Genomic DNA, 21,789 nt, shown 5'->3' with positions numbered 1-21,789 from the left:
GTTTTTTTTAAGTGAGTAACATTATCTTTCTTGTAACTGTACCGAGCGATTTAATCGATTCATTATAGAAGAAATAATTAAATTAATAGTCAAATAAGTAATCATCACAACTAATAACATTTCTATAGAGCGTCCAGTTTGATTGGAAATGGTACTAGAAATAGCATAAAGATCATTGTAACCAATCGCGATCGCTAGACTAGAATTTTTGGCTAAATTGAGAAATTCACTAGTTAAAGGAGGAATCATTACTCGTAAAGCTTGAGGAAAAATTACCAGTTGAATAACTAAACCAGGTTTTAAACCTAACGCTCTTGCTGCTTCCCACTGTCCTTTATTAACTGATTGAATACCTGCTCTGACAACTTCAGCAATAAACGCAGCCGTATAAATACTTAATCCAATTAATAAAGTAGCTAGTTCTGGAGAAAGATTAATTCCCCCTGTAATATTATTTTCTTTTAATTGTGGTATTTTCCAATCAATTCCCCAGTAAAAAACGGCAAAAGCTGCAAAAATTATTCCTCCCAATAACCAAAGCCATATTTGTCCTGGTTCTCCTCTTGCTTCAATATTTTGAATTCTTTTACGCCAAAAAATAATTGCTAAAATAATACTAATAATAATAAAAATTAAGCTCGACCCAGTTTTGATATTGAAAACAAACCAAGGAAGATCCATTCCGCGATTAGTCAAATAAATTATTTTATTAATAACTACAGGATTATCTACTGAAGGAAGTTTTAAAAAAACTGCAAAATACCAAAAAAATAACTGTAATAATAAAGGGGTATTGCGGAGAGTTTCAACATAAATTGTTGCCAATTGGCGCACTAACCAATTATTAGATAATCTACTAATACCAATAATAATTCCAATTGTGCTGGCAATGATAATGCCAAAAAACATTACTTGTAAAGAATTGAGCAATCCTACTAAAATTGCTTTAGTGTAAGGATCGGTAGGACTATAAGGAATTGGTGAATTACCGATACCAAAAGAAGCTGGACGAGATAGAAAATTAAACCCAAAAGTTAAACCTAAACGTTGAAAATTACGGACTAAATTATTGACTAAAATTCCAATAACAGTAAAGACAATGAGTAAAACAATTGCTTGTCCTACTAGATTAAGAATTCTACTATCTCGCCAAAAAGGTATTTTTTCTTCAGTCATTGATGGGTTTTTGTTGGTAAGTCGCACTAGTAAGCTGCTGGTGCATTTAAGTTACTGATTAACAAAAGGCAGTAGGTAGAAGCTTTCAAAAAATAGGCAGCTTTCTATGCAAATTAGCTTATCTTGAGTGAGCGAATGACTAATCAAACTCAACGAAACGGAGGAGAATATAATAATCCGCCATCAGTCCAAAGTGCATTAAGACCTCTTTCTAAACCAAAAGGTTGACTAATGTTGCGCTCATAAATTTCTTCATAATTACCAACATGATTGATAATTCTGGCAGCAAAATCATTAGGAAGTCCTAAATCTTGTCCAAAATTACCTTCTTGTCCTAAAAAACGTTTAATTTCTGGGTTATCTGTTGCAGCAAATTCACTAATATTTTGGGAATTGATGCCAAATTCTTCCGCTTGAATTAAAGCAAAAGTAATCCACTTAACTGCATCAGACCATCTAGAATCACCATTAGCAACCATTGGTGCTAGAGGTTCTTTAGAAACTACTTCATCAAGAACGATATGATTATTAGGTTCAGCTAAAACAGCACGACGAGCGGTTAATTGAGAGCGATCGCTTGTAACTCCTTGACATCGACCTTGTTCATAAGCGACATACAAAGCATCAACATCATCAAATACTACTGGTTGATAAGTAAGTCCGAGCTTTCGCATTTGATCGGCTAAATTTTGTTCTGTAGTTGTTCCTGAGAGAACACAGATCGATTTATTTCCTAAATCTGCCAATTTTTGAACTTTGCTAGCTTTGGATACCATTACTCCTTGACCATCGTAAAAGAGAATGGGAGCAAATTCCATCCCATTAGCACTATCACGACTACTAGTCCAAGTAGTATTGCGACTTACTAAGTCTACTTCTCCTGACTGAACGGCAGTAAAACGCTCTTGTGCGCTGAGGTCACGAAATTCAACCTTAGTGGGATCGTCAAATAATGCCGATGCTACTGCGCGACAAAAATCTGCATCCATGCCTGAATATTCACCATTTTCATTAACGAAGCTAAAACCTGGTAGTTGTCCGTTTACTCCGCAAACAAGATTACCACGACTTTTTACTCGCTCAAGAAGACTGCTAGTATTAGTTGTATTATTTGACTGTGATTGATTAGTTTGGGTTTCTGAATTGGGATTACTTTCTCCAGTTTCACAACCACCTAAAAAAGAAAATAGTAAGCTAATTAGAAGCAACGAACTCCATTGCTTAATTTGACGATTTTTCATTTGCTTTACTTACTATAATTAATAAGTTTATTCAGAGAGTATAAGCTGGTACACATAATTTTCTGAATTTAGTGACAAAATTTTAACTAAATGGTGATTTATATTAAAATAACTCGTATAAAAATTTATACAATTGAGATTTTTTCTACTGTCGATACTCTTATTAATTCTTAAACCTTAAAAATAGTTATTTGTTCGGATTTAATTTTACGCAGAATACCAACATCCAAATTGCTCTTCAATCAAATTTCTTACATTTTGACTATTAAGAGGATGAGCTAGTAAAAATCCTTGTCCATATTCACAACCTAAATTCCGTAGCATCTGAAGTTGAGCTTCGGTTTCGATTCCTTCGGCAATAACATTTAATTCTAAACTATGTGCCAAATTAATAATCGCCTTAAGAATATCGTAATTTTTATCGTTACCTTCTTGACTAACAAAACAACGATCAATTTTTACAGTATCGATTGGCAAATAACGTAAATAATTTAAAGAAGAATAACCCGTACCAAAATCATCAATGCACAATTGAATGTCGCGTTGTTTTAATTGTTCAAGGACTTTAGTTACTGCTGAAGGATTTTCCATCAAAACACTTTCGGTAATTTCTAGTTTTAGATGTTTTCCTGTTAACGAAAAATTTTGCAGTAATCGGTCAATGTGAGAGATCAATTCTGGATGAGATAGTTGAATTCCAGAAACATTTACACTGATTGCTAAAGGCAAAGAATGAGAAAATTGTTTTTGCCATAAAGACAATTGTTGACAAGCTTCAGTTAATACCCATTGACCAAGAGGAATAATTAAACCCGTTTCTTCAGAAAGAGGAATAAACTTTCCTGGTGATACTAATCCTAAAAATGGATGTTTCCATCGAACTAACACTTCTAAACAATTAATTTGTTCGGTTTTTAAATTTACGATCGCTTGATAATTGAGGTGTAATTCGTTATTAGTAATAGCTTGTTGAAGATCATTTTCTAATTGTAATCTCTTGACTACATTCTGATGGATTTTTTTGTCAAAAACCACTGCATAGTTGACAAAATCAGGTTTGGCTTGATTCATTGCTGTATCTGCTGCTTGCAAAAATTGTTCTGGTTGTTCGTAACTCAGACTATTTAAGGCAATGCCAATACTAATTCCCGAAAACGCGATCGTTTTATCTACTTGAAAAGGTTCTATTAATTGATTGTGAATGATTTTAGCTTGATGTTGTGCTTGTTGTTCCAAAGAAAGATTATTGGCTGAAAAATTTCGTACTTGTTTCTCAAAGATGTGGAGTATAGCAAATTCATCTGTACCAACACGAGCTAAAAAATCTTGTGGTTGTAAACAAACTTCAATTCTTTTAATCGCAGCTATTAGCAACTTGTCACTAAAAGCATGACCCAAACTATATTTAATTTTAGAAAAGCGCTCGAGCTTAATCAATAAAACCGCAAACAACTGATTATTCTTAATCTGTTGAGCTAAATGGTGAATAAATAATCTTTGATTGGGTAAATGAGTTAACTCATCATAATAAGCTAAATACTTCAGTTTTTCTTGGGCATGACGATGTTCTTGTCGCAAAAGAGCTTCTCTTAGTTCTCTCTCTACAGCAGCAATTAAGCGAGTCAATTTTCCTTTGATGAAATAATCATGCGCTCCTGCCTTCATCGCTGCTACAGCCGTATCTTCACCGATTTTGCCAGAAACAATAATAAAAGGTAAATCTAAATTATTTTCTTTTAATAAATCCAAAGCCTCATTTGCACTAAATCGGGGCAAAAAATAGTCTGCTAAAATAATATCCCATTGCTCCTGAACTTCAAGAGCAGCTTGCATTTCTTCTTTTGTTTCTACTCGCTGATAAATTATTTGATAACCGCCACGTTCTAATTCGATTACTAATAAGTCAGTATCATCTTCTGAGTCTTCGACAATTAGTACTCGTAGCAGTTTACTCATTTAATGCTCCAAAATAAGGTGGGGCTTGATTAATAATTAACCAATAATACGTTATTTCTTTAACAAAATTTTTCAGCATTGTAAAGTCTACAGGTTTATGAATATAACTATTGCAACCATAAACATAACCATTGATAATGTCTTCAGGTTCAAGTGAAGAACTAATAATTGTTACGGGTAACAGTCTGGTGATGGGATTGGCACGAATGCGCTGCAAAATTTCTAAACCATTAAGTTGAGGTAAGTTTAAATCAAGTAAAACTAAATCTGGCATTATATTTAAATCGCGGTCGCGAAAACTACCCGTGCCAAATAAATATTCTAAAGCGATTATGCCATCAGATACAATGACTAAATTATGTTCAATTTCACTTTCGTTAAATGCTAGTCTAATTAACTCTTGATAGTCACGATTATCCTCTACTAACAAAATAGTATTACTGCTCATTTTTGTACAATAAAAAATATAAAAATATATCAACTATTATTGATTTGTTTTTAAGTCTTGACTAATTGCTTCTGGTAAATCATGTCAAAATTACTGAAAAAAAGAAAAACTTTTTCAATTAGTTCAAATAATAAAAAAAATAATATTTTGTTGTTTGAATCAAATAAATTGTTAGTTTTGCAATTTAAGTTGATTGGTTATTCTTAATTTAATCTTTTTTTGTAAAAAAACAAAGTGTAAATCACAAAATTGATTTAATTTTTATTTAATAAGCTTACAGCTTTATTGGTTCTTCAAAATCAAGATTTAAAGCAAATTTTAATAAGAATAAATTATTATGCTGTGATTTAAATTTTATTTGAATAACTTTAAAATAATTGAAACTAGCCCTTAAAAAATTAATAATTTATTTGTAAATTCTTTAAAATAGAAATTTTTCTTGATGTTTTTTTTATTAAAATATTTATCTGAAAAAAAAGTTTTGATAAAACTGATTGTCTAAAAAGCTTGTTGCGCTCTGAATAGTCTTTAAATTAAAGTAAAAACGTTTTGTGCTACGCAACATTAATAACTTGTTGCGCATCTATAGCGATTTTTTCTTTAATCGTTTTAAACTAATAAATATGTACGGTTTTTCTTACTGATAACTGAAAAATGGAGTGGCAAGAAATTTCTGGAAGTTGGGTGTATTTACCCACCACTAAACCAATTGGGATTGTTCATTTTTTGGGAGGTGCGTTTGTCGCTACTGCCCCCCAAGTAACTTATCGTTCTCTTTTGCAACAATTAGGACAAGCGGGATTTGCTATTATCGCTACTCCCTTTTTAAATACTTTAGATCATCTTGCGATCGCTCGTGATGTCCTCAACCGTTTTGAAACAATTTTAGACCGTTTACAAAGAAATAATTTTATTACAAAAGGTTATCTTCCTATTTACGGCATAGGACATAGTATGGGTTGTAAACTGCATCTGTTAATTGGTAGTTTGTATGAAGTAGAACGGGCTGGTAATATTCTGATCTCTTTTAATAATTATCCTGCTAGTCGTGCAATTCCTTTTTTAGAGCAATTTAATAATACTTTTACCCTTAGTCTGAATGTTAACCCTGCTTTCAATGTCGAGTTTAGCCCTTCTCCAACAGAAACGAGCGAATTAATTGCCAGTAATTACAATATTCGTCGTAATCTTTTAATTAAATTTAACAACGATACCATTGATCAAACTATTACCTTAGAACCCGTTTTACAACAACGCTTTCCTGAGATGATTGCTACTTTAACTCTGCCAGGCAATCATTTAACTCCTCTCTCTCAAGAAATTAATTGGCAAACTGGAGATATTTTTACTCCTTTTGATGTTTTTGGGCAATGGTTTAAGCAAGGATTTTCTCGCGATTTATCCCGCCTAAACCAAGAGATCTTGCGTTGGTTGAATCCTTTTTCCCTAGTTTAATTGACTGTTATTTCTTGGGTTTGTTGTTCTAGTAAAGCGATCGAATCGATTGGATTAGTATTGTACAGTACCATCGTGGTAGTATCGTTTTGTTTAAAACCAATGCGTTCGTAGAAACTTTGTTGATGAGTAGTAGTTAAATAAACTCTTTCTACTTTATTAACTTTCGGATGAGAAATAACGGTTTCAACTAACTTGCGTCCTAAACCCATACCGCGATACTCTGGATGAACCACAACATCCCAAATTCCTGCCCGATAAATTCCATCAGAAGTAGCCCGAGAAAACCCAATTAATTTATGTTGATCCCAAATAGTAACTACAGGATCGCTATTTGCGATCGCAATTTCTAAATCCTCGATACTTCTTTCTCGCGCCCAAAAAGCAGCCATCGTAAATAAATCTTTAAGTTGTTGATAGTCTACTTTTGATTTGTCTACAGAAAATTGAATGTGGCTGCAATCCATCGTAGCTGAATCCTCTTGTTCAAAAATTGTTGCTAAGGTTTTTATTGGGATAGCTAAAAATATTTATCTAATTGTAGCGATATTTACTAATTTTTTGAATATTTTATCAACAATTTTGTTCTGATTTCTTGACATTAATTAAAACAAAAAATTTTCAGTCAAAATAGTTTATCTTGATCAGGAATAAGAATTAGTAACAAAAAAGATGATTAACTTTTCGAGGAAAATATATAGCGTTTCTCGAATCCACGAGGTACACTTAACACCTGCCTACTACCCTCTACTTCCTGCCTTAAATCCAAATACTTTGTACCTCACCAGTATGAGAACTGCTATATTTTTTAGTAATAATTATTTATGCTATTACAATGCAAAGGATTAATTTCATAAAAATGCATTTATTATAAATCAGATTAATTAAGCGAGCAGAAACTTGAGCGAAAAAAAAATATTATTAGGAATAAACTGGAGTTTAGTTAAATATATAAATTTTGATTTTTTAGCTTTGTATTCTACTCCTCATGACTATTGCTTTATTTCGACTTTTTTATTTTACGTAATTTTATAGCGGGATGAGAGTAGTTACAAAAATAATTGACCAGAGGGAAAGAAGTCAGCCAAAATAATTTTATGGCTTGAATCAATCCCAACTGTTATGTAATTTAAACTAGCTACCCAACCAACCTTTAATTACATCCAAAAGACTCGAACCACCCCAAATAACGGCAATAATAATTGAAGTAGATAAAGTGCCAGCAACAGCACAGAGTAATAAACCAGCCAAACAAATTACGCCATCATCTTCCATCAAACCAAAACCAGTTACCCATATTCCCATAGCTGGTAGAGTATTAGTGCCTGGAATCGGGATCATCATGGAAATTGACATTAAAGCGATCGCAATTCCCAAGATAATTCTACCAGTAAGACCAGTACAAATATAGCTAAGACGAGGCTTACTTAAAGCTTCAATTTTCTGTAACCAAGGATTTCCTGCTTTGATTACTCCTTGCACTGTTTCGAGTTTCATCGAAGCTTTCATCATTTTGGCTGGTAACCAAGGACGTTGACGACCACAAATTAGTTGTAGTGCTAAGATAAACATCAAAATACCAAATGGAATGGAGTAACCAGGAGCAGGGATTGGTAAAGCAGAAGGAAAAGATAGAATTACTAATAAAAATCCAAAAATTCGTTCTCCAGCCAAGTTCAAAATTTCAGCTAAAGTTACGTCTGAAGATCTTTCTTCTTCAAAAAAATAGCGATTTAGTTCTAGAGAAAGTTTAGCCATTATTTCAGTTATCAGTAGGTGCGAACGGTCGTTCACCCATATCATTATTGAATCGTTGGAATATTTACTTAGATAAATATTTAATTTACAGGAATTTTAAAACAGCAAAACCAAGAATAAGAATAGCCAGAAAACCCCAAGCTACCCAATCAAAATATTTTTCAATCCATAATTTTAAAGATTCTCCGCCCCAAAATATTAAACCACTAACGAGAAAAAAGCGGAAACTACGTCCAATGATAGAAGCCAAAACAAATTGCAACAGATTAAATTTAAAAACACCAGAAGCAATAGTAAATACTTTATAAGGAATCGGAGTGATAGCAGCAATTAATACACCCCAAAATCCCCAAGTGTCGTAAAGTCCTTTAACTTGATTAAAAACAGCTAAATCTGGGTCATAAAGATGTAAAATGGGTTTTGCGATCGCAGTAAAAGCAAAAAAGCCCATAGCATAACCAGCTACTCCTCCTAGTACAGAACCGATACTACAAATCAGGGCAAATTGAAAAGCTGCCAGAGGTTGCCCTACCGAAAGTGCGATTAATAAGACATCAGGAGGAATGGGAAAACAAGAAGATTCAGCAAAAGCCAGTATAAATAACGCCCAACTACCGTAAGGTGTTTCACTCCAACCAATAACCCATTGATAAGCCTGTCTAAGCATATAGAAATTAAATACTTAACCAGAAACAATAAGTAAATCGTTTCAAATATACACGATTCAATTTGAAAGCAAAATACTGATCATTAATTAAGCCTTAACTTTAGAAAAAAATAATAAAAAGGTGGACAATAGCCCACCTTGATTGTCGATTAGATTATGTTCCTACTGTCCAAGAGTTAATGTATTCAATTTGTTCAGAGGTAAGAGTATCAATCTTAATTCCCATCGCTGCTAGTTTTAAGGCAGCAATTTCTTGGTCAACTTCAGTGGGAATAGAATGTAAACCCGGTTGTAAACTATCTTTATTTTTAACTAAATATTCGCAAGCTAAAGCTTGGTTAGCAAAACTCATATCCATCACTGCACTAGGATGCCCTTCCGCAGCAGCGAGATTAACTAGTCTTCCTTCTCCCAAAACTACAATTGATTTGCCGTTGGGCATTTGATATTGTTGAGTAAAGTTGCGAACTTCTTTAACTTCGGTAGCTTTAGCACCTAAAGATTTGAGGTCAATTTCGATATCAAAGTGACCAGAATTACATACCATCGCCCCATCTTTCATTGCTTCAAAATGTTCAGGGCGAATGACGTGTTTATTACCAGTAACAGTAACAAATAAATCTCCTTGAGAGGCAGCTTCACTCATAGGCATAACACGGAAACCATCCATTGCTGCTTCAATTGCCCTCACAGGATTGATTTCGGTAACAATTACGCTTGAACCTAAACCCCTGGCGCGCATTGCCACACCTTTACCACACCAACCGTAACCAGCTACAACTACGGTTTTACCAGCTAATAAAACATTAGTAGCACGAATAATACCATCTAAGGTAGATTGCCCAGTACCATAACGGTTGTCAAAGAAATGTTTGGTTTCAGCATCATTAACATTCATAGCAGGGAAGGTAAGTACCCCATCTTTGAACATTGCTTGTAAGCGGACAATACCAGTAGTAGTTTCTTCAGTAGTACCGATAATATCGCTCAGTTGATCCTGTCTTTCTTGAATTAAAGTAGCAACTACATCACTACCATCATCAATAATGATATTAGGTTTATGATCTAAAGCGATTTGAACATGACGGTGATAAGTTTCATTATCTTCCCCTTTAATCGCATAGACAGGAATACCATATTCAGCAACTAGACAAGCAGCCACATCATCTTGAGTCGAAAGAGGGTTACTCGCAATTAATAGTGCATCTGCACCACCAGCTTGAAGGGTAATCGCTAGATTTGCTGTTTCTGTCGTAACGTGACAACAAGCAACTAGACGAATTCCTGCTAAAGGTTTTTCTTGGGCAAAACGCTCTCTAATTTGTTTAATTACAGGCATTTCTCTAGCTGCCCATTCAATTCTTTGCTTACCTTGTGGTGCAAGGGCAAGATCTTTTACTTCATATTTAGTCTGAGTAACGGCTGCTACCATAACTTTTTTTTACGGATAAACAATATTGCTATGTGATTTTAACCGAATTATGCCTCGCTTGGCTGTGTGTTAATCTAGATCTCTGTTTTTATTTTTAAGATCATTAAGATTTAACTATTCTTTATTTTGAGCTTTTAATGACGCTATAGTAATGCTCGACTACAGGAAAAGGCTCGTAAAAGTGATGCAATAATTGTTTCCAGGTTTGATATTGCTCAGATTGTCTAAAACCAATAGTATAATCTTCTAAAGTATTCCAATAGACCATCAGTAAATAGCGATTTTCAATTTCAACACATTTTTGTAAATCATGGGATATGTATCCTGGCATGGAAGCAATAATTCTAGAAGCTTGTTGAAATGCTTTTTCAAAATCATGACTCAGATCTGATTTAATATTCAGTATTGCCACTTCAAGAATCATGAGATTATTTATCGTTATTGTGTCACGTTATTAGTAAAAGCGATCGCTTTATTTAAAATTAGTTAATTACAAGACTTTAACTCATTTTAATAGTTAGCTTAATGAAATAAATAGTTTTAACCATCTCTTTTGCTATAGCTTCAACCACAGGAATTGCTACAGAATTTCCTAGTTGTCGATACATTTGAGTACGACTAACAGGGATAATAAAATCTCTATCAAACCCCATAATTGCTTTACATTCATTTTCCGAAAGCAATCTAATTCCTGTTTTACCATCTTTGACAAAAGTACCAGTTAATCGCTGAATTTTATGATAGGTAGAAACTAAAGTCTTGACACAACCTTTGCTATTGCGATCAATTAACTCTGGTCTACCATCATCTTTTTTAAATAAATAAGTTTTTTGTAAATGTTCAGAAATACAATAACCATCGAAATGAGATTCAACAAATTGTCCGATCTCAACTTTATTTTTTTTTGCAGGTGGAAAATAAAAATTTATTGTTTGAGCAGAATAATTACGATTAAATCCTACAAAATAAACTCTTTTACGATGCTGTGGTACGCCATAATGGGCTGCGTCTAAAACTTGATAAAATACATCATAATTCAAATCGTTTAAAGATTTTATAATAGTCTCTAAAGTCTTTTTCTTATCATGGTAAATTAAACCTTCTACATTTTCTAGTAAAAAAGCAATTGGTTGTTTAGCTATCAGTATTCTAATAATTTCATAAAATAGTGTTCCTTGAGTTGGATGTTGAAATCCTTCTCTTTTACCAATTGAACTAAAAGGTTGGCAAGGAAAACCAGCAACTAAGATATCAAAATCAGGAATTATTTCTGTGGTTATTTTAGTAATATCTCCATGAGGAACTTCGCCAAAGTTAGCCTGATAAGTTTTTTGAGCGTATTTATCCCATTCTGAAGAAAAAACACAACTAGCACCTATTTTTTCTAGGGCGATTCTCATGCCACCTATTCCAGCAAATAAATCAATAAACTTTAAACTTCGCTCAATAAAATATTCATTATTTATATAAAGATAATTAAAATTATTATGCTCAAATAAATTATATTGAATTACATTCATAATAAAAGAACAGAAAATTGTTCTTAATTTTAAATTGAAGTAATTTATTATAATAAATTCTTTAACTAAGTATTTGCACTTAATTAATTCAATATCAAATGCTTGGTAGTAAATAATTGATGGGTTTTGCTATTGCTCTACCCATCCTACAAATAATTACAATTTTATTTTTTAATATTTCCTACTAAAAATCTAATTCTCTTCTACCTTCTAATGCCCTAGCAAGAGTAACTTCATCAGCATATTCCAAATCCCCACCCATCGGTAAACCAAAAGCAATTCGAGTCACTTTAGTAAACGGTTTTAACAATCCACCGAGATAGAGAGTTGTAGTTTCTCCTTCAACACTAGGATTAATTGCCAAAATAACCTCTTTAACTTGATTTTTAGTAACTCTTCTCACTAAAGCTTCAATATGTAGCTGTTCTGGCCCAATTCCATCCATGGGTGAAATTACGCCACCCAAAACGTGATACTGACCCTTGTATTCCCTTGTTTTTTCCAAAGCGATCACATCACGAGAATCAGCCACTACACAAATAGTATCGCGATCGCGATTTTGATTGCTACAGATTGAACAAACTGGTTCTGCCGACAAATGAAAACAGACTTTACACAAGCCTACTTGTTTTTTGGCATCAATTAAAGCTTGTGCTAAGGATTGTACTTCTTTTTCTGAACGCTTAATCAGATGTAAGGCTAATCTTTGAGCAGTTTTTGGTCCAACTCCAGGTAATAACTGCAATTGTTCGATTAAACGAGCTAAAGGAGGTGTATAAATAGCTTTTGATCCTTTGAATTCATACTCTATTTAGTTTATCAATAGCCACAAAAATATTGCTCGTACTACTGATTAGTTAATCTGAATGCTCTAAAATCTGAATTGATAATAAAAAACGATTAAGATTTATCCCTACAATTTTCGTCCTGTTAACTAATGACTCTAATTCGTATCCCTAAATCCTGGCAACTTTCTGAAAGTCAAGTCACTCCAGAACGTCTTTATTACAATCGTCGTCGTTTTCTGAAAACTTTAATTACGACTAGTATTTTGCCATTAGCTGGTTGTCAGCAATCTAATTCGACGAACAATAAATCTTCTACTCCAACTGCTTTGGAAACCAGTCTCAATTTACCTAAAATAGAGTCATTTCAAACCAATTCAGCTTTTGCCCAAGTCAATCGACCCGTTACGGAAGAAAAAGTGGCAGGGCAATATAATAATTTTTACGAGTATGGTGGGACTAAAGCAATTTGGATGGATGCCCAAAAACTCCCTACAGAAAATTGGCAGGTAGAAGTCACAGGATTAGTTAAAAATCCTCGTACCTATGATATTGATGACCTTAAAAAAACGTTTCCCCTCGAAGAAAGGATTTATCGTTTTCGCTGTGTAGAAGCTTGGGCAATGGTTTTACCTTGGGTTGGTTTTCCGATGAAAAAGTTGATTGAAGCCGTTGAACCTACTTCTCAAGCTAAATTTGTCCGTTTTACTTCATTTTACGACCCCGAAATTACTACAGGTCCAGCTTTTCATTTTGGGACTTTACCTTGGCCATATACAGAAGGTTTAAGAATTGAGGAAATGGCAAATGAATTAGCCTTTTTTGCTTTAGGTATTTATGGTCACGATTTACCTAAGCAACACGGTGCGCCTTTGCGGATGGTAGTTCCCTGGAAATATGGTTTTAAAGGAGCAAAATCAATTGTCAAAATTGAATTTTTAGATAGTCAACCAGCGACCTATTGGAACACGATAGATCCGAAAGAATATGGTTTTGAGGCAAATGTTAATCCGAATGTTCCTCATCCCCGTTGGTCACAAGCTACTGAAAAGTTTATTAGTACCGGCCCAGGTTTATCGTGGGAAATTAAAGAAACTACGATTTATAACGGTTATGGCGAATATGTAGCTAATTTATATGCCTAGTAGGAGCAATTCATGAATTGCCTCTACATCACAATTCGTGAATTATCCCTACATCAGGATAACTAAAAAATTATTTCTGATGGACAAAATTTTGACCTGTGCAATAATGAATTTTTGTAAAGATTAAGGCGATTTTGCATAATTATCTGGATAAAAAGCAAAGTAAAAACCAGAAAGAAAAAAATTTACCAAATTACATGAGTAAAAATTCAAAAAATTACCCCCAGACAAAGGAGGCAAGTCAAAATTATTGATTTGAGTAAATTAATGATTGAATTAATTTGATTGACCAGGAAACAATACTGGAGGGAAAGTTTCAGCACTAATACAACTTTCCATCGCTTTTGCTCCAGAGAGATTGGGAATGCTACCTGTTAACCCAGTGACACAATCAGCATAACGTTTCGGTAAAAGACTGCTACGACAATTATTTAATGCCATCAACTTACCTTCACCGCCAACTTGATCGTTAATGCTAGTAACACAACTAGCTAGTTCTGCTGGTCTACGAACGCGATAACAAGCTTGAAGAGCCTCCTCTCCAGCGATCGCAGTATTATTTTTAATTTTCTCTACACAAGCAGACAATTCTTTTGGTTCTAGTGCATCGGCACAAGCGGTAGCAGCTTGTTCTCCTGTGATCCCGCTATCGATTAAACTGCTAGCACAAGCACCAAAACTAGCAGCAGTAGCAGGAAAGTTAAGAGTAATAGTAAATAGACTTGCTGGTATAGAAACCAGAGTACTTAGACGAATAAATTTTAGTAGATGATTTTTCATGATGATTAAGCAATATTTGCAAATCATACCTATCTTAAACAGAGATTTACTAAAAAAGGTAGTTCATGCTTAATTCAACTTCAGACTATCGGGAATATATTCAACAAACAGCGGAATTGCTTGGTTTAAAACTAACACCAGAATATTTACCTGGAGTACAAGATAATTTTGAGCGAATTGCTGAAATCGCATCTTTAGTAACCGAATTTGAATTACAACCAGAACTTGAATCTGCTGCTACTTTTGAACCATGAATCAAACTCAAAACGCACTGGCTATTGCTGAGGCTATACATCAAGGAAAAACTACGGCTAAGGCGATTGTTAGTCAAACTCTCAAACAAATTGAACAACGCAATCCTAATTTAAATTGCTTTACTGCGGTAACTGGCACATCTGCGATCGCTTCGGCGGAAAAAATCGATCAAGGTAAACATCCAGGTATTTTAGCAGGCGTTCCTTTTGCAGTTAAAAACCTGTTTGATGTTCAAGGCATTACTACTTTAGCTGGTTCAAAAATCAATCAAGACAATTCTCCCGCTCAAGAAGATGCTACTGCGATCGCGCTTTTAAAACAAGCAGGAGCTATTTTAGTCGGAACATTAAATATGGATGAATACGCCTATGGATTTGTAACCGAAAATAGTCATTATGGTGCAACTCGAAATCCCCACGATCTCAGTCGGATTGCTGGTGGTTCTTCTGGAGGTTCAGCAGCAGCAGTAGCAGCAGGATTAGTACCCCTAACTTTAGGTTCAGATACTAATGGTTCAATTCGAGTGCCGGCTGCCTTATGTGGCGTTTATGGTTTTAAACCTACTTATGGTCGTCTTTCTCGTGCAGGTGTGTTTTTATTTGTGAGTAGTTTAGATCATATTGGCTGTTTTGCTCGCTCTGTTCGAGATGTAGCTGCCGTATTTGATGTTTTACAAGGTGCAGATCCTAAAGATCCTGTTTGCACCCATAAGCCGATCCAACCATGTTTATCTCAATTAGAAGGAGAAATAGACCATTTACGAATTGCGATCGCAGGAGACTATTTTCAACAGGAAGCAGAACCAGAAGCTCTTGAAGTAGTAGCTACGGTTGCTCAAGCATTAAATGTTCGACAGACAATTACGATTCCTGAAAGCGATCGCGCTAAAGCAGCAGCCTATCTAATTACAGCTTCCGAAGGAGCAAACTTACACCTCCATAACCTTAAATCACGTCCTCAAGATTTCGATCCCGCTACTCGCGATCGCTTTTTAGCTGGTGCGCTGATTCCTGCTTCGTGGTACATTCAAGCGCAAAGATTCCGCCGTTGGTATCGCCATCAACTACAACAGATTTTTCAACAAGTAGATCTGATCCTTGCTCCGACTACTCCTTGTGTTGCGCCCAAATTGGGTCAAACAAAAATGATCATTGGAGGAGAAGAAGTGTTAGTACGTCCTAATTTAGGTCGTTTTACTCAACCTTTTTCTTTGATCGGATTACCTGTACTTTCTGTTCCTGTACTTGGTTCTAAAAAATTACCTTTAGGAGTACAGATTATTGCTGCTCCTTACCAAGAATTATTAATTCTCAGAGTTGCTCATTTTCTTGAAAATAGAGGAATAATTGGCACTTATTCTCTCATTTAATTCTTGATTACTAAGTGGACGAATGATCAATTTTGCTCTAAAAAACAAGAGAGTAAAAGTTATTTCTGAGCGCAGAATTTATTAATAACTAAAACTGAATGCTGAAAGTATTTTAGAGAAAAGAAAATCAATCGTTTTTCATCTCCTTGACTTTTTGTTTTGTTAATTTATCCCAAAATCTATGATTGTCTCCGAACTGTGTATTTATCCAATTAAATCTTGTCAGGGAATTAAAGTTCAACAAGCTCAAGTAACTCCTAAAGGGTTTGCTTGGGATCGAGAAATGATGCTGATTAATCAACAAGGAAAATTTCTCACTCAAAGACAATATCCCCTGTTAGCCAAAGTTAAAGTAGAACTCGTTGAAGATGGTATTGCTTTAAAAACCCAAGATAACAGTGTTGAACCGATTAATTTCACTCCTACTTTAACAGGCAACGAAATAGAAGTTGAAATTTGGCGTGATCGCACTATCGCGATTGATCAAGGCGATCAACTAGCTCAATGGTTTCATCAAGTATTACAGCTAGAAAGCAACAAAGAATGTCGTTTAGTTCGACAGTCTCCTCAACATATTCGCCCAGTTAATCAAAAATACGCTTTTAAAGGCGATGAAATGGTTAGTTTTGCTGATGGCTATCCTTTTCTGCTCACAGCCACAGCTTCTCTACAAGAGTTAAATGCTCGCATTCACGAGATGTATCAACAACCGAAACAAACTATCCCAATGGATAGATTTCGACCTAATATTGTGGTAGAAACAACCGAACCGTTTATTGAAGACAAATGGAAATCAATTCAAATTGGTGAAGTGATTTTTTCTGTAGTTAAACCTTGTAGCCGTTGTATTATCACTACAACCGATCAACAAACTGGTACTAGAGATGAATCAAGAGAACCTTTAAGAAGTTTGGGAACTTTTCGCCAATTTGCCGAACAAGGAGTGATGTTTGGCGAAAATATGACCCCTCAAACCACAGGATCGATCAGAGTTGGTGACTCATTAAAAGTCCTGCAATTTAGGGGACAATCTTATAGCAGTTACCAGTGATCAGTGATCAGTTATCAGTTACTCTTTTGTCTTTTAACTTCTAAGCTTCTATTTCGGTGGCAACTGTTTCTGTTTCTACTTCTGTTTCTACTTCTGTTTCTACTTCTGTTTCTACTTTAGTTTCAACTTTAGTTTCCGATGAAACCATACCAGGTTCATCTTTTAACTTAATAGTTAAATAGCGAATTACTTCTTCACCTAAACGCATTGCTCTTTCTAAGGGAGCAACTTGGTTTCCATCAGCTTGATAGTTCATTTGAACATAAATGCCGTCTAGGTGTTTTTTGATTGGATAAGCTAATCTTCTTTTACCTCGATTTTGAATTTGAATATTTTCTGCACCTTGTTCGCTCAAGAAATCGCGATATTTGTTAATTGCTGCTTCCACTTGATCTTCTAATAAATCAGGACGCAGAATATACATCATTTCATAATTTCTACTCATACAATCTGTAATCTCCTTATGGACAATATGGCTTCTCTGAATGTACGGCTAGACTCAAAAATAGCAGTTGTTTGATCTTTAGCAATAAATTAAAGAAGCAAGGATTTATGATCTTACTATTACTTTATACCTGACCGCTAGTCCTAGTAATGTTAATTTCACGGTAAAATTCAACCTGAGCGAGATCATTGAGTGAGATTGTCTTCAAAAAATGTCTTTAATGTCTCATGATAATTTGATAACATCAACTTTTTTTTGTTATGGCACAACGCTACGTTCGAGTTAAAACTATTCAAGAGCAAATTTACTACGGTTTATTAAAACTTAACCGCAGTGTGGCTGTGTTTGATGCACCACCTTGGTTAGGAGGACAATCTACAGAAATCGAGTTAGCTCCAGATAGTTATCAAATACTTGCTCCTTGCGCTCCCTCGAAAATTGTTGCAGTAGGCAAAAATTATGCTAAACACGCTGAGGAGATGGGTACTCCTTTACCAAAAGAACCTTTATTGTTTCTTAAACCACCTACTACCATTGTGGCTGATGGTCAACCAATTTATTATCCTTCCCAATCTCAACGAGTTGACTACGAAGGAGAGTTGGCAATTGTAATCGGGGAACGTTGTCGCAATCTTAAACCAGAGCAGGTTAGTAAAGTAATTTGGGGTTACACAATTGCTAATGATGTAACAGCTAGAGATTTACAGCAAAAAGACGGTCAATGGACTAGAGCTAAAGGATTTGATACTTTTTGCCCTTTAGGTCCTTGGATTGTTCGAGAATTAAGTGCAGGAGCGAAACTACAAACTTTTGTCAACGATCTGCCTACACCTCGTCAATCAGCTACCATTGACGAAATGGTTTTTGCTCCAGAAAGTCTCATTGCTTATATTTCTCAAGTCATGACTTTGTTACCTGGAGATTTGATTTTAACTGGTACACCAGAAGGAATTGGTCCACTTATTGCAGGCGATCGCGTTAGAGTGGAAATTGAAGGAATTGGTAGTTTGGAAAATTCTGTAATAGCTTCGGTTTAATTATGATTTAATAGCTATTGGTTTAGCGTACTTGAGAGTAAACAGCATCGGAAAGTGTTGGAATTTCTGCGTATTTACCTAAAAATGATTGAATGATTGCATACACACAAGCAGCTAAAGTTCCTAGAAAAAGTACATTAGATAAAGTTTGGATTAAAAAACCTGCTCCTAATGGTTGTCCTAAAATTTGGATTAAAAAACCAAATAAAAACAAGATAATATCTAGTAAAATCGCTTGCATAGTATTGAAACGAATAAAGTGGCTAATTCTTTCGTTTCTAACCACGGCTAAAAATAAGACAAAAAAGATAATTAAACCAGCAAAGGGAATACTATTATAGATAATTCCTATTGGAATTAGAGGTATTGTAATAAATTCTAATAAAGGAAACTGAGCAAATAGTGAACTTCCAAAAGGCAAGGCATAATATAACGGAAGTAAATAAACTAATGCAGCAAAAATACGATCTTTAAAATCAGTTGAGCCACGCCAAACCATTGCGTCATCTCCTCTTAGTTGTGAAAAATAAAAATATTCTACTCAGATTTAAGATAACGCAGTCTAGACAAACCTAGATGTTTTTGTGTTTGATTACTGAATATTCGCAATCCTAAATCCCATTTGACATTCATAAATTGTAGCTTGTCGTTCTTCTGATTTTTGAAGAGCATGACCGCAGAATAATTTGCCGTGATGCCAGCGAGGTGAGCCACTTTGGTCAGCCATTAAACAAGTTGGACATACTTTTTGAGGCGATAAGATTTGTTCTTCTGTAAGAATGACTAACATATAAGTCGATCCTTTATGGCTTTATTTTTATTGTAATTTTTAAAATCGAATATATAATACTTTTTGCTACATAGCTTAATAGTTATGAGTCATTACTGATTAATTATTAGTAAACTTTTCAAATTTGTTGTTCTTTAACTAGTTATTTAAATAGAAAAGCAAGCATTTAATAAAATATCAGCACCAAAACGAACTGCATCGGTACAAGGAAGTCCAGTTATTGTTTCAGTTGCTTGAATCTCTCGTTGTGCTGTTTTGAGATCGAGATGAAAAGTATTAAGTGCGATCGCTTTAACCTTAATTGTCCCAAAAGTTCCTGCTGCACTAGCTACACTTTCATAAAGTTGAATCACTTCGGGTAAAGAAGGAATAGGAATATCGGGAAAATCTCGAATGTGTGTTTGTCTAGCACGATGAACTAAAATGAGTCCTGTTGGTTGACTGCCTCGCAGTAATGGTAAAGTAGCAGTAGAGCCTGGATGAAGTAGAGAACCTTGCCCTTCAATCATTAATAAATCGCATTCTTGTCCCAATTTAATTACTGTTTGTTCAACTGCACCCGCAGCAAAATCGACTCGGATCGCATCTAAAGGTATCCCTTGTCCAGCAATCATTAAACCGCCTTGTCCAGTTGCCATAAATTGGGCTTTAATTCCTTGACGTTGAGCAGCACGCTGTAATTCTAAACTGGTAGACATTTTACCTACTGCCATATCTGTTCCTACCGTAAGAATGCGTTGACAAGCAAGATGACGTGCTTTGGCTGCACCAATTGATAATCCCGATGGCTCTTGACGAATATCCCAAATCCATTGTTGTGGTTGTAAATGGGGAAACTGAAGTGCAAAAGGAGTATGTAAGCCATTGACTAAAGATAATCCTGCTGCGATCGCAATTTGTATTTCTTCTTGCCAACTAGTAGGTAATTGTCCTCCTGAAGGTGCAATGCCAATTAATAAAACATCGGGAGTATAAATTAAAGCTTGCTCGACATTGGCTACAATCGGAATCTCTTTAGCAATACCAGTTAACCGAAACAAAGATTCTCCTGCCGATTGAGCATCAATAACTACTACTATCTGAGCTTGACTATAACGTAAAAAAGCTAATCCTGTTTTGCCGTGATTACCTTTAATTCCTTCATGAAGCAAAATAGCTATTCGTTTAGCTGTGAGATCCACAGTATTCAACTCCTATTCCTGGCAAATCATTAGGTAGCAAACGCCCTTCAGTCATAGTTGCACCCGCAAAAGGATCGTCAATCAGATTTAAATGACTATCCAAATCTAAATAATCCGCTAAGGGTGCCAAATGAGACATGGCAGTGTTAGCTAAACTACTATCAGAATAACAACCAAACATCACTTTTAAGTTACAAGCTTTAGCCAGATGAATGGCTCGCATTGCTTCAGTTAAACCACCTGTTTTCATAATTTTGAGATTAACACCAGCAACAGAGTCAGCCAGTTGAGGAATATCACGACTCGTAAAACAACTTTCATCAACAAAAATAGGTAAAGGAGATGATTGGGAGAGGGTAGATAATTGCGCTTCTTCTCCTACGGGTAAAGGTTGTTCAACATACTCCACTCCCAGAGTTGCCAACCATCGACACATACTGATTGCCTCAGTTAAACTCCAACCTCCATTGGCATCGACAGTTAATTTAGCGGTTACCGCTATTTCCTTGACTGCCAATAACATAGCTTGATCTGCCTCAATTCCAGCAGGATTACCTAATTTTACTTTTAAAACTTGAAAATCAACGACTTCTTGCCAAGCCTTAACTCTTTGTTGGGCTGCTAAAGGGGAACTAATGCCCACAGTAACAGAAATTGGCACAATGCGATCGCGATTTAAACCCCACATTTGCCAGAGAGGTAAACCAACTTTTTTCCCCAACCAATCATGCAATGCCATATCAATTGCAGCTTTGAGTGCAGAAGATAATTTTACGCGATCGCAAAAGCTTTCTATTTCTTGTCGTTGCCAAGGACTAAATTGTTTTAATTGAGGAATAATTGCCTCTAATTCTGTCACCAGTTGTACAGTGGTAATTTCTTTTTCCTTATTAATAGCAAAAGGAGAAGCTTCTCCCCATCCTTCAATCCCATCTTCTTTGAGTTTGATCCAGATATTAGTAGTTTCGGAGGTAGTACCGCGACTAATTTGCAAAGAATATTTTTTGTGAACAGTAAACGTTTGGACTGTTACATCCATATTTTCAAATAATTGTAATTTTAGACTTAATTATCAATATTATTAGTAAAAATTCAGCGAGATTAAAACTATTTTTAAACTTTTCTTAGCGCAAGCATTACCTAAATAATTCATAATTAATTCAGATTTTAAGACAGTAGCCTTCACACCTGCTAGATTGTATTGAGGTACTAGATACCAAGTCAGGATTTAAACCTGGCTTTTTTGTGGATAAATAGTTTTTTTGAGCGCATTCTGTTCATTATAATCACCATAAATT

General features: G+C 34.9%; 23 protein-coding genes. 6 read left to right on the top strand and 17 right to left on the bottom strand.

What is annotated here, in order from left to right; genetic code table 11:
- Nucleotides 1-21: 21 nt before the first annotated feature.
- The 4 genes from STA7437_RS04965 to STA7437_RS04950 all read right to left on the bottom strand — a co-directional run bounded on the left by STA7437_RS04965 (nucleotide 22) and on the right by STA7437_RS04950 (nucleotide 4,821).
- The gene (locus tag STA7437_RS04965; protein WP_015192284.1) at nucleotides 22-1,176 is read right to left on the bottom strand and encodes an amino acid ABC transporter permease; all 1,155 of its coding nucleotides are present in this window, start codon (nucleotides 1,174-1,176) and stop codon (nucleotides 22-24) included.
- 149 nt (nucleotides 1,177-1,325) lie between these two features.
- A complete protein-coding gene (locus tag STA7437_RS04960; protein ID WP_015192283.1) occupies nucleotides 1,326-2,417 on the bottom strand; it encodes an amino acid ABC transporter substrate-binding protein in 1,092 nt (363 codons plus the stop codon).
- A gap of 207 nt (nucleotides 2,418-2,624) precedes the next feature.
- A complete protein-coding gene (locus STA7437_RS04955; RefSeq protein WP_015192282.1) occupies nucleotides 2,625-4,373 on the bottom strand; it encodes an REC domain-containing phosphodiesterase in 1,749 nt (582 codons plus the stop codon).
- Nucleotides 4,366-4,821 (bottom strand): response regulator, encoded by a 456-nt coding sequence (locus tag STA7437_RS04950; protein ID WP_015192281.1) that lies wholly within the window; start codon nucleotides 4,819-4,821, stop codon nucleotides 4,366-4,368. Before STA7437_RS04950 ends, STA7437_RS04955 begins: the two co-directional genes overlap by 8 nt.
- A gap of 654 nt (nucleotides 4,822-5,475) precedes the next feature.
- Here STA7437_RS04950 and STA7437_RS04945 point away from each other — a divergent pair.
- The gene (locus tag STA7437_RS04945; protein WP_015192280.1) at nucleotides 5,476-6,276 is read left to right on the top strand and encodes a DUF1350 family protein; all 801 of its coding nucleotides are present in this window, start codon (nucleotides 5,476-5,478) and stop codon (nucleotides 6,274-6,276) included.
- On the opposite strand, the gene STA7437_RS04940 is transcribed toward STA7437_RS04945, so the two are convergent.
- The 7 genes from STA7437_RS04940 to recR all read right to left on the bottom strand — a co-directional run bounded on the left by STA7437_RS04940 (nucleotide 6,273) and on the right by recR (nucleotide 12,434).
- A complete protein-coding gene (locus STA7437_RS04940) occupies nucleotides 6,273-6,743 on the bottom strand; it encodes a GNAT family N-acetyltransferase (RefSeq protein WP_015192279.1) in 471 nt (156 codons plus the stop codon). The two genes, STA7437_RS04945 and STA7437_RS04940, sit on opposite strands and share 4 nt — an antisense overlap.
- A 667-nt stretch (nucleotides 6,744-7,410) precedes the next feature.
- Nucleotides 7,411-8,034: an exopolysaccharide biosynthesis protein gene (locus tag STA7437_RS04935; RefSeq protein ID WP_041619166.1), complete on the bottom strand. Its 624-nt coding sequence runs from the start codon at nucleotides 8,032-8,034 to the stop codon at nucleotides 7,411-7,413.
- A gap of 85 nt (nucleotides 8,035-8,119) precedes the next feature.
- On the bottom strand, nucleotides 8,120-8,701 hold the full coding sequence (locus STA7437_RS04930; protein WP_015192277.1) for a YqaA family protein: 582 nt from the start codon (nucleotides 8,699-8,701) through the stop codon (nucleotides 8,120-8,122).
- A gap of 154 nt (nucleotides 8,702-8,855) precedes the next feature.
- Nucleotides 8,856-10,133 (bottom strand): adenosylhomocysteinase, encoded by a 1,278-nt coding sequence (gene ahcY / locus STA7437_RS04925; protein WP_015192276.1) that lies wholly within the window; start codon nucleotides 10,131-10,133, stop codon nucleotides 8,856-8,858.
- A 121-nt stretch (nucleotides 10,134-10,254) separates the two neighbouring features.
- The gene (locus STA7437_RS04920) at nucleotides 10,255-10,557 is read right to left on the bottom strand and encodes an antibiotic biosynthesis monooxygenase family protein (RefSeq protein WP_015192275.1); all 303 of its coding nucleotides are present in this window, start codon (nucleotides 10,555-10,557) and stop codon (nucleotides 10,255-10,257) included.
- A 76-nt stretch (nucleotides 10,558-10,633) separates the two neighbouring features.
- Entirely contained in the window at nucleotides 10,634-11,653 is a 1,020-nt protein-coding gene (gene dcm, locus STA7437_RS04915; RefSeq protein ID WP_015192274.1) for a DNA (cytosine-5-)-methyltransferase, read from the bottom strand.
- Between the two features lie 184 nt (nucleotides 11,654-11,837).
- Complete coding sequence (gene recR, locus STA7437_RS04910; protein ID WP_041619165.1) at nucleotides 11,838-12,434, bottom strand: recombination mediator RecR; 597 nt, start codon at nucleotides 12,432-12,434, stop codon at nucleotides 11,838-11,840.
- 156 nt (nucleotides 12,435-12,590) lie between these two features.
- Here recR and msrP point away from each other — a divergent pair, with 156 nt between their 5' ends.
- Complete coding sequence (msrP, locus tag STA7437_RS04905) at nucleotides 12,591-13,583, top strand: protein-methionine-sulfoxide reductase catalytic subunit MsrP (protein WP_015192272.1); 993 nt, start codon at nucleotides 12,591-12,593, stop codon at nucleotides 13,581-13,583.
- A 276-nt stretch (nucleotides 13,584-13,859) separates the two neighbouring features.
- On the opposite strand, the gene STA7437_RS04900 is transcribed toward msrP, so the two are convergent.
- Nucleotides 13,860-14,363, bottom strand: coding sequence for a hypothetical protein (locus tag STA7437_RS04900; protein WP_015192271.1), 504 nt, complete (start codon nucleotides 14,361-14,363; stop codon nucleotides 13,860-13,862).
- Between the two features lie 65 nt (nucleotides 14,364-14,428).
- Here STA7437_RS04900 and STA7437_RS04895 point away from each other — a divergent pair, with 65 nt between their 5' ends.
- From STA7437_RS04895 to STA7437_RS04885, 3 genes are all read left to right on the top strand, one after another.
- A complete protein-coding gene (locus STA7437_RS04895; protein ID WP_015192270.1) occupies nucleotides 14,429-14,617 on the top strand; it encodes a DUF4089 domain-containing protein in 189 nt (62 codons plus the stop codon).
- A complete protein-coding gene (locus STA7437_RS04890; RefSeq protein WP_015192269.1) occupies nucleotides 14,614-15,987 on the top strand; it encodes an AtzE family amidohydrolase in 1,374 nt (457 codons plus the stop codon). Before STA7437_RS04895 ends, STA7437_RS04890 begins: the two co-directional genes overlap by 4 nt.
- Before the next feature lie 181 nt (nucleotides 15,988-16,168).
- Nucleotides 16,169-17,038 carry an MOSC domain-containing protein gene (locus STA7437_RS04885; protein WP_015192268.1) on the top strand — a complete coding sequence of 290 codons (870 nt, stop codon included), beginning with the start codon at nucleotides 16,169-16,171 and terminating at the stop codon, nucleotides 17,036-17,038.
- Nucleotides 17,039-17,078: 40 nt separating this feature from the next.
- Here STA7437_RS04885 and rpsF read toward each other — a convergent pair whose 3' ends face one another.
- Complete coding sequence (rpsF, locus tag STA7437_RS04880; RefSeq protein WP_015192267.1) at nucleotides 17,079-17,483, bottom strand: 30S ribosomal protein S6; 405 nt, start codon at nucleotides 17,481-17,483, stop codon at nucleotides 17,079-17,081.
- Between the two features lie 260 nt (nucleotides 17,484-17,743).
- Here rpsF and STA7437_RS04875 point away from each other — a divergent pair, with 260 nt between their 5' ends.
- Nucleotides 17,744-18,520: a fumarylacetoacetate hydrolase family protein gene (locus STA7437_RS04875; protein ID WP_015192266.1), complete on the top strand. Its 777-nt coding sequence runs from the start codon at nucleotides 17,744-17,746 to the stop codon at nucleotides 18,518-18,520.
- A 22-nt stretch (nucleotides 18,521-18,542) separates the two neighbouring features.
- Here STA7437_RS04875 and STA7437_RS04870 read toward each other — a convergent pair whose 3' ends face one another.
- The 4 genes from STA7437_RS04870 to STA7437_RS04855 all read right to left on the bottom strand — a co-directional run bounded on the left by STA7437_RS04870 (nucleotide 18,543) and on the right by STA7437_RS04855 (nucleotide 21,530).
- Nucleotides 18,543-19,019: a Tic20 family protein gene (locus STA7437_RS04870; RefSeq protein WP_015192265.1), complete on the bottom strand. Its 477-nt coding sequence runs from the start codon at nucleotides 19,017-19,019 to the stop codon at nucleotides 18,543-18,545.
- A gap of 93 nt (nucleotides 19,020-19,112) precedes the next feature.
- Nucleotides 19,113-19,310 (bottom strand): hypothetical protein, encoded by a 198-nt coding sequence (locus STA7437_RS04865; RefSeq protein ID WP_015192264.1) that lies wholly within the window; start codon nucleotides 19,308-19,310, stop codon nucleotides 19,113-19,115.
- Nucleotides 19,311-19,456: 146 nt separating this feature from the next.
- Nucleotides 19,457-20,491 (bottom strand): DUF1611 domain-containing protein, encoded by a 1,035-nt coding sequence (locus STA7437_RS04860; protein WP_015192263.1) that lies wholly within the window; start codon nucleotides 20,489-20,491, stop codon nucleotides 19,457-19,459.
- Nucleotides 20,475-21,530, bottom strand: coding sequence for a dipeptide epimerase (locus STA7437_RS04855; protein ID WP_015192262.1), 1,056 nt, complete (start codon nucleotides 21,528-21,530; stop codon nucleotides 20,475-20,477). The genes STA7437_RS04860 and STA7437_RS04855 overlap by 17 nt, the downstream gene beginning before the upstream one ends.
- Nucleotides 21,531-21,789: the final 259 nt, after the last annotated feature.

The sequence above is a fragment of the Stanieria cyanosphaera PCC 7437 genome (genome assembly GCF_000317575.1).
Taxonomy (GTDB): Bacteria; Cyanobacteriota; Cyanobacteriia; order Cyanobacteriales; family Xenococcaceae; genus Stanieria; species Stanieria cyanosphaera.
Note: the sequence above shows the minus strand (reverse complement) of the source record. Positions and strands in the feature narration are given on the sequence as shown.

What these genes read in the sequence shown, in the direction of transcription:
- STA7437_RS04965 (WP_015192284.1), bottom strand. Translation starts at nt 1,176, where the DNA reads ATGACTGAAGAAAAAATACCTTTTTGGCGAGATAGTAGAATTCTTAAT.
- STA7437_RS04960 (WP_015192283.1), bottom strand. Translation starts at nt 2,417, where the DNA reads ATGAAAAATCGTCAAATTAAGCAATGGAGTTCGTTGCTTCTAATTAGC.
- STA7437_RS04955 (WP_015192282.1), bottom strand. Translation starts at nt 4,373, where the DNA reads ATGAGTAAACTGCTACGAGTACTAATTGTCGAAGACTCAGAAGATGAT.
- STA7437_RS04950 (WP_015192281.1), bottom strand. Translation starts at nt 4,821, where the DNA reads ATGAGCAGTAATACTATTTTGTTAGTAGAGGATAATCGTGACTATCAA.
- STA7437_RS04945 (WP_015192280.1), top strand. Translation starts at nt 5,476, where the DNA reads ATGGAGTGGCAAGAAATTTCTGGAAGTTGGGTGTATTTACCCACCACT.
- STA7437_RS04940 (WP_015192279.1), bottom strand. Translation starts at nt 6,743, where the DNA reads ATGGATTGCAGCCACATTCAATTTTCTGTAGACAAATCAAAAGTAGAC.
- STA7437_RS04935 (WP_041619166.1), bottom strand. Translation starts at nt 8,034, where the DNA reads ATGGCTAAACTTTCTCTAGAACTAAATCGCTATTTTTTTGAAGAAGAA.
- STA7437_RS04930 (WP_015192277.1), bottom strand. Translation starts at nt 8,701, where the DNA reads ATGCTTAGACAGGCTTATCAATGGGTTATTGGTTGGAGTGAAACACCT.
- ahcY (WP_015192276.1), bottom strand. Translation starts at nt 10,133, where the DNA reads ATGGTAGCAGCCGTTACTCAGACTAAATATGAAGTAAAAGATCTTGCC.
- STA7437_RS04920 (WP_015192275.1), bottom strand. Translation starts at nt 10,557, where the DNA reads ATGATTCTTGAAGTGGCAATACTGAATATTAAATCAGATCTGAGTCAT.
- dcm (WP_015192274.1), bottom strand. Translation starts at nt 11,653, where the DNA reads ATGAATGTAATTCAATATAATTTATTTGAGCATAATAATTTTAATTAT.
- msrP (WP_015192272.1), top strand. Translation starts at nt 12,591, where the DNA reads ATGACTCTAATTCGTATCCCTAAATCCTGGCAACTTTCTGAAAGTCAA.
- STA7437_RS04900 (WP_015192271.1), bottom strand. Translation starts at nt 14,363, where the DNA reads ATGAAAAATCATCTACTAAAATTTATTCGTCTAAGTACTCTGGTTTCT.
- STA7437_RS04895 (WP_015192270.1), top strand. Translation starts at nt 14,429, where the DNA reads ATGCTTAATTCAACTTCAGACTATCGGGAATATATTCAACAAACAGCG.
- STA7437_RS04890 (WP_015192269.1), top strand. Translation starts at nt 14,614, where the DNA reads ATGAATCAAACTCAAAACGCACTGGCTATTGCTGAGGCTATACATCAA.
- STA7437_RS04885 (WP_015192268.1), top strand. Translation starts at nt 16,169, where the DNA reads ATGATTGTCTCCGAACTGTGTATTTATCCAATTAAATCTTGTCAGGGA.
- rpsF (WP_015192267.1), bottom strand. Translation starts at nt 17,483, where the DNA reads ATGAGTAGAAATTATGAAATGATGTATATTCTGCGTCCTGATTTATTA.
- STA7437_RS04875 (WP_015192266.1), top strand. Translation starts at nt 17,744, where the DNA reads ATGGCACAACGCTACGTTCGAGTTAAAACTATTCAAGAGCAAATTTAC.
- STA7437_RS04870 (WP_015192265.1), bottom strand. Translation starts at nt 19,019, where the DNA reads ATGGTTTGGCGTGGCTCAACTGATTTTAAAGATCGTATTTTTGCTGCA.
- STA7437_RS04865 (WP_015192264.1), bottom strand. Translation starts at nt 19,310, where the DNA reads ATGTTAGTCATTCTTACAGAAGAACAAATCTTATCGCCTCAAAAAGTA.
- STA7437_RS04855 (WP_015192262.1), bottom strand. Translation starts at nt 21,530, where the DNA reads ATGGATGTAACAGTCCAAACGTTTACTGTTCACAAAAAATATTCTTTG.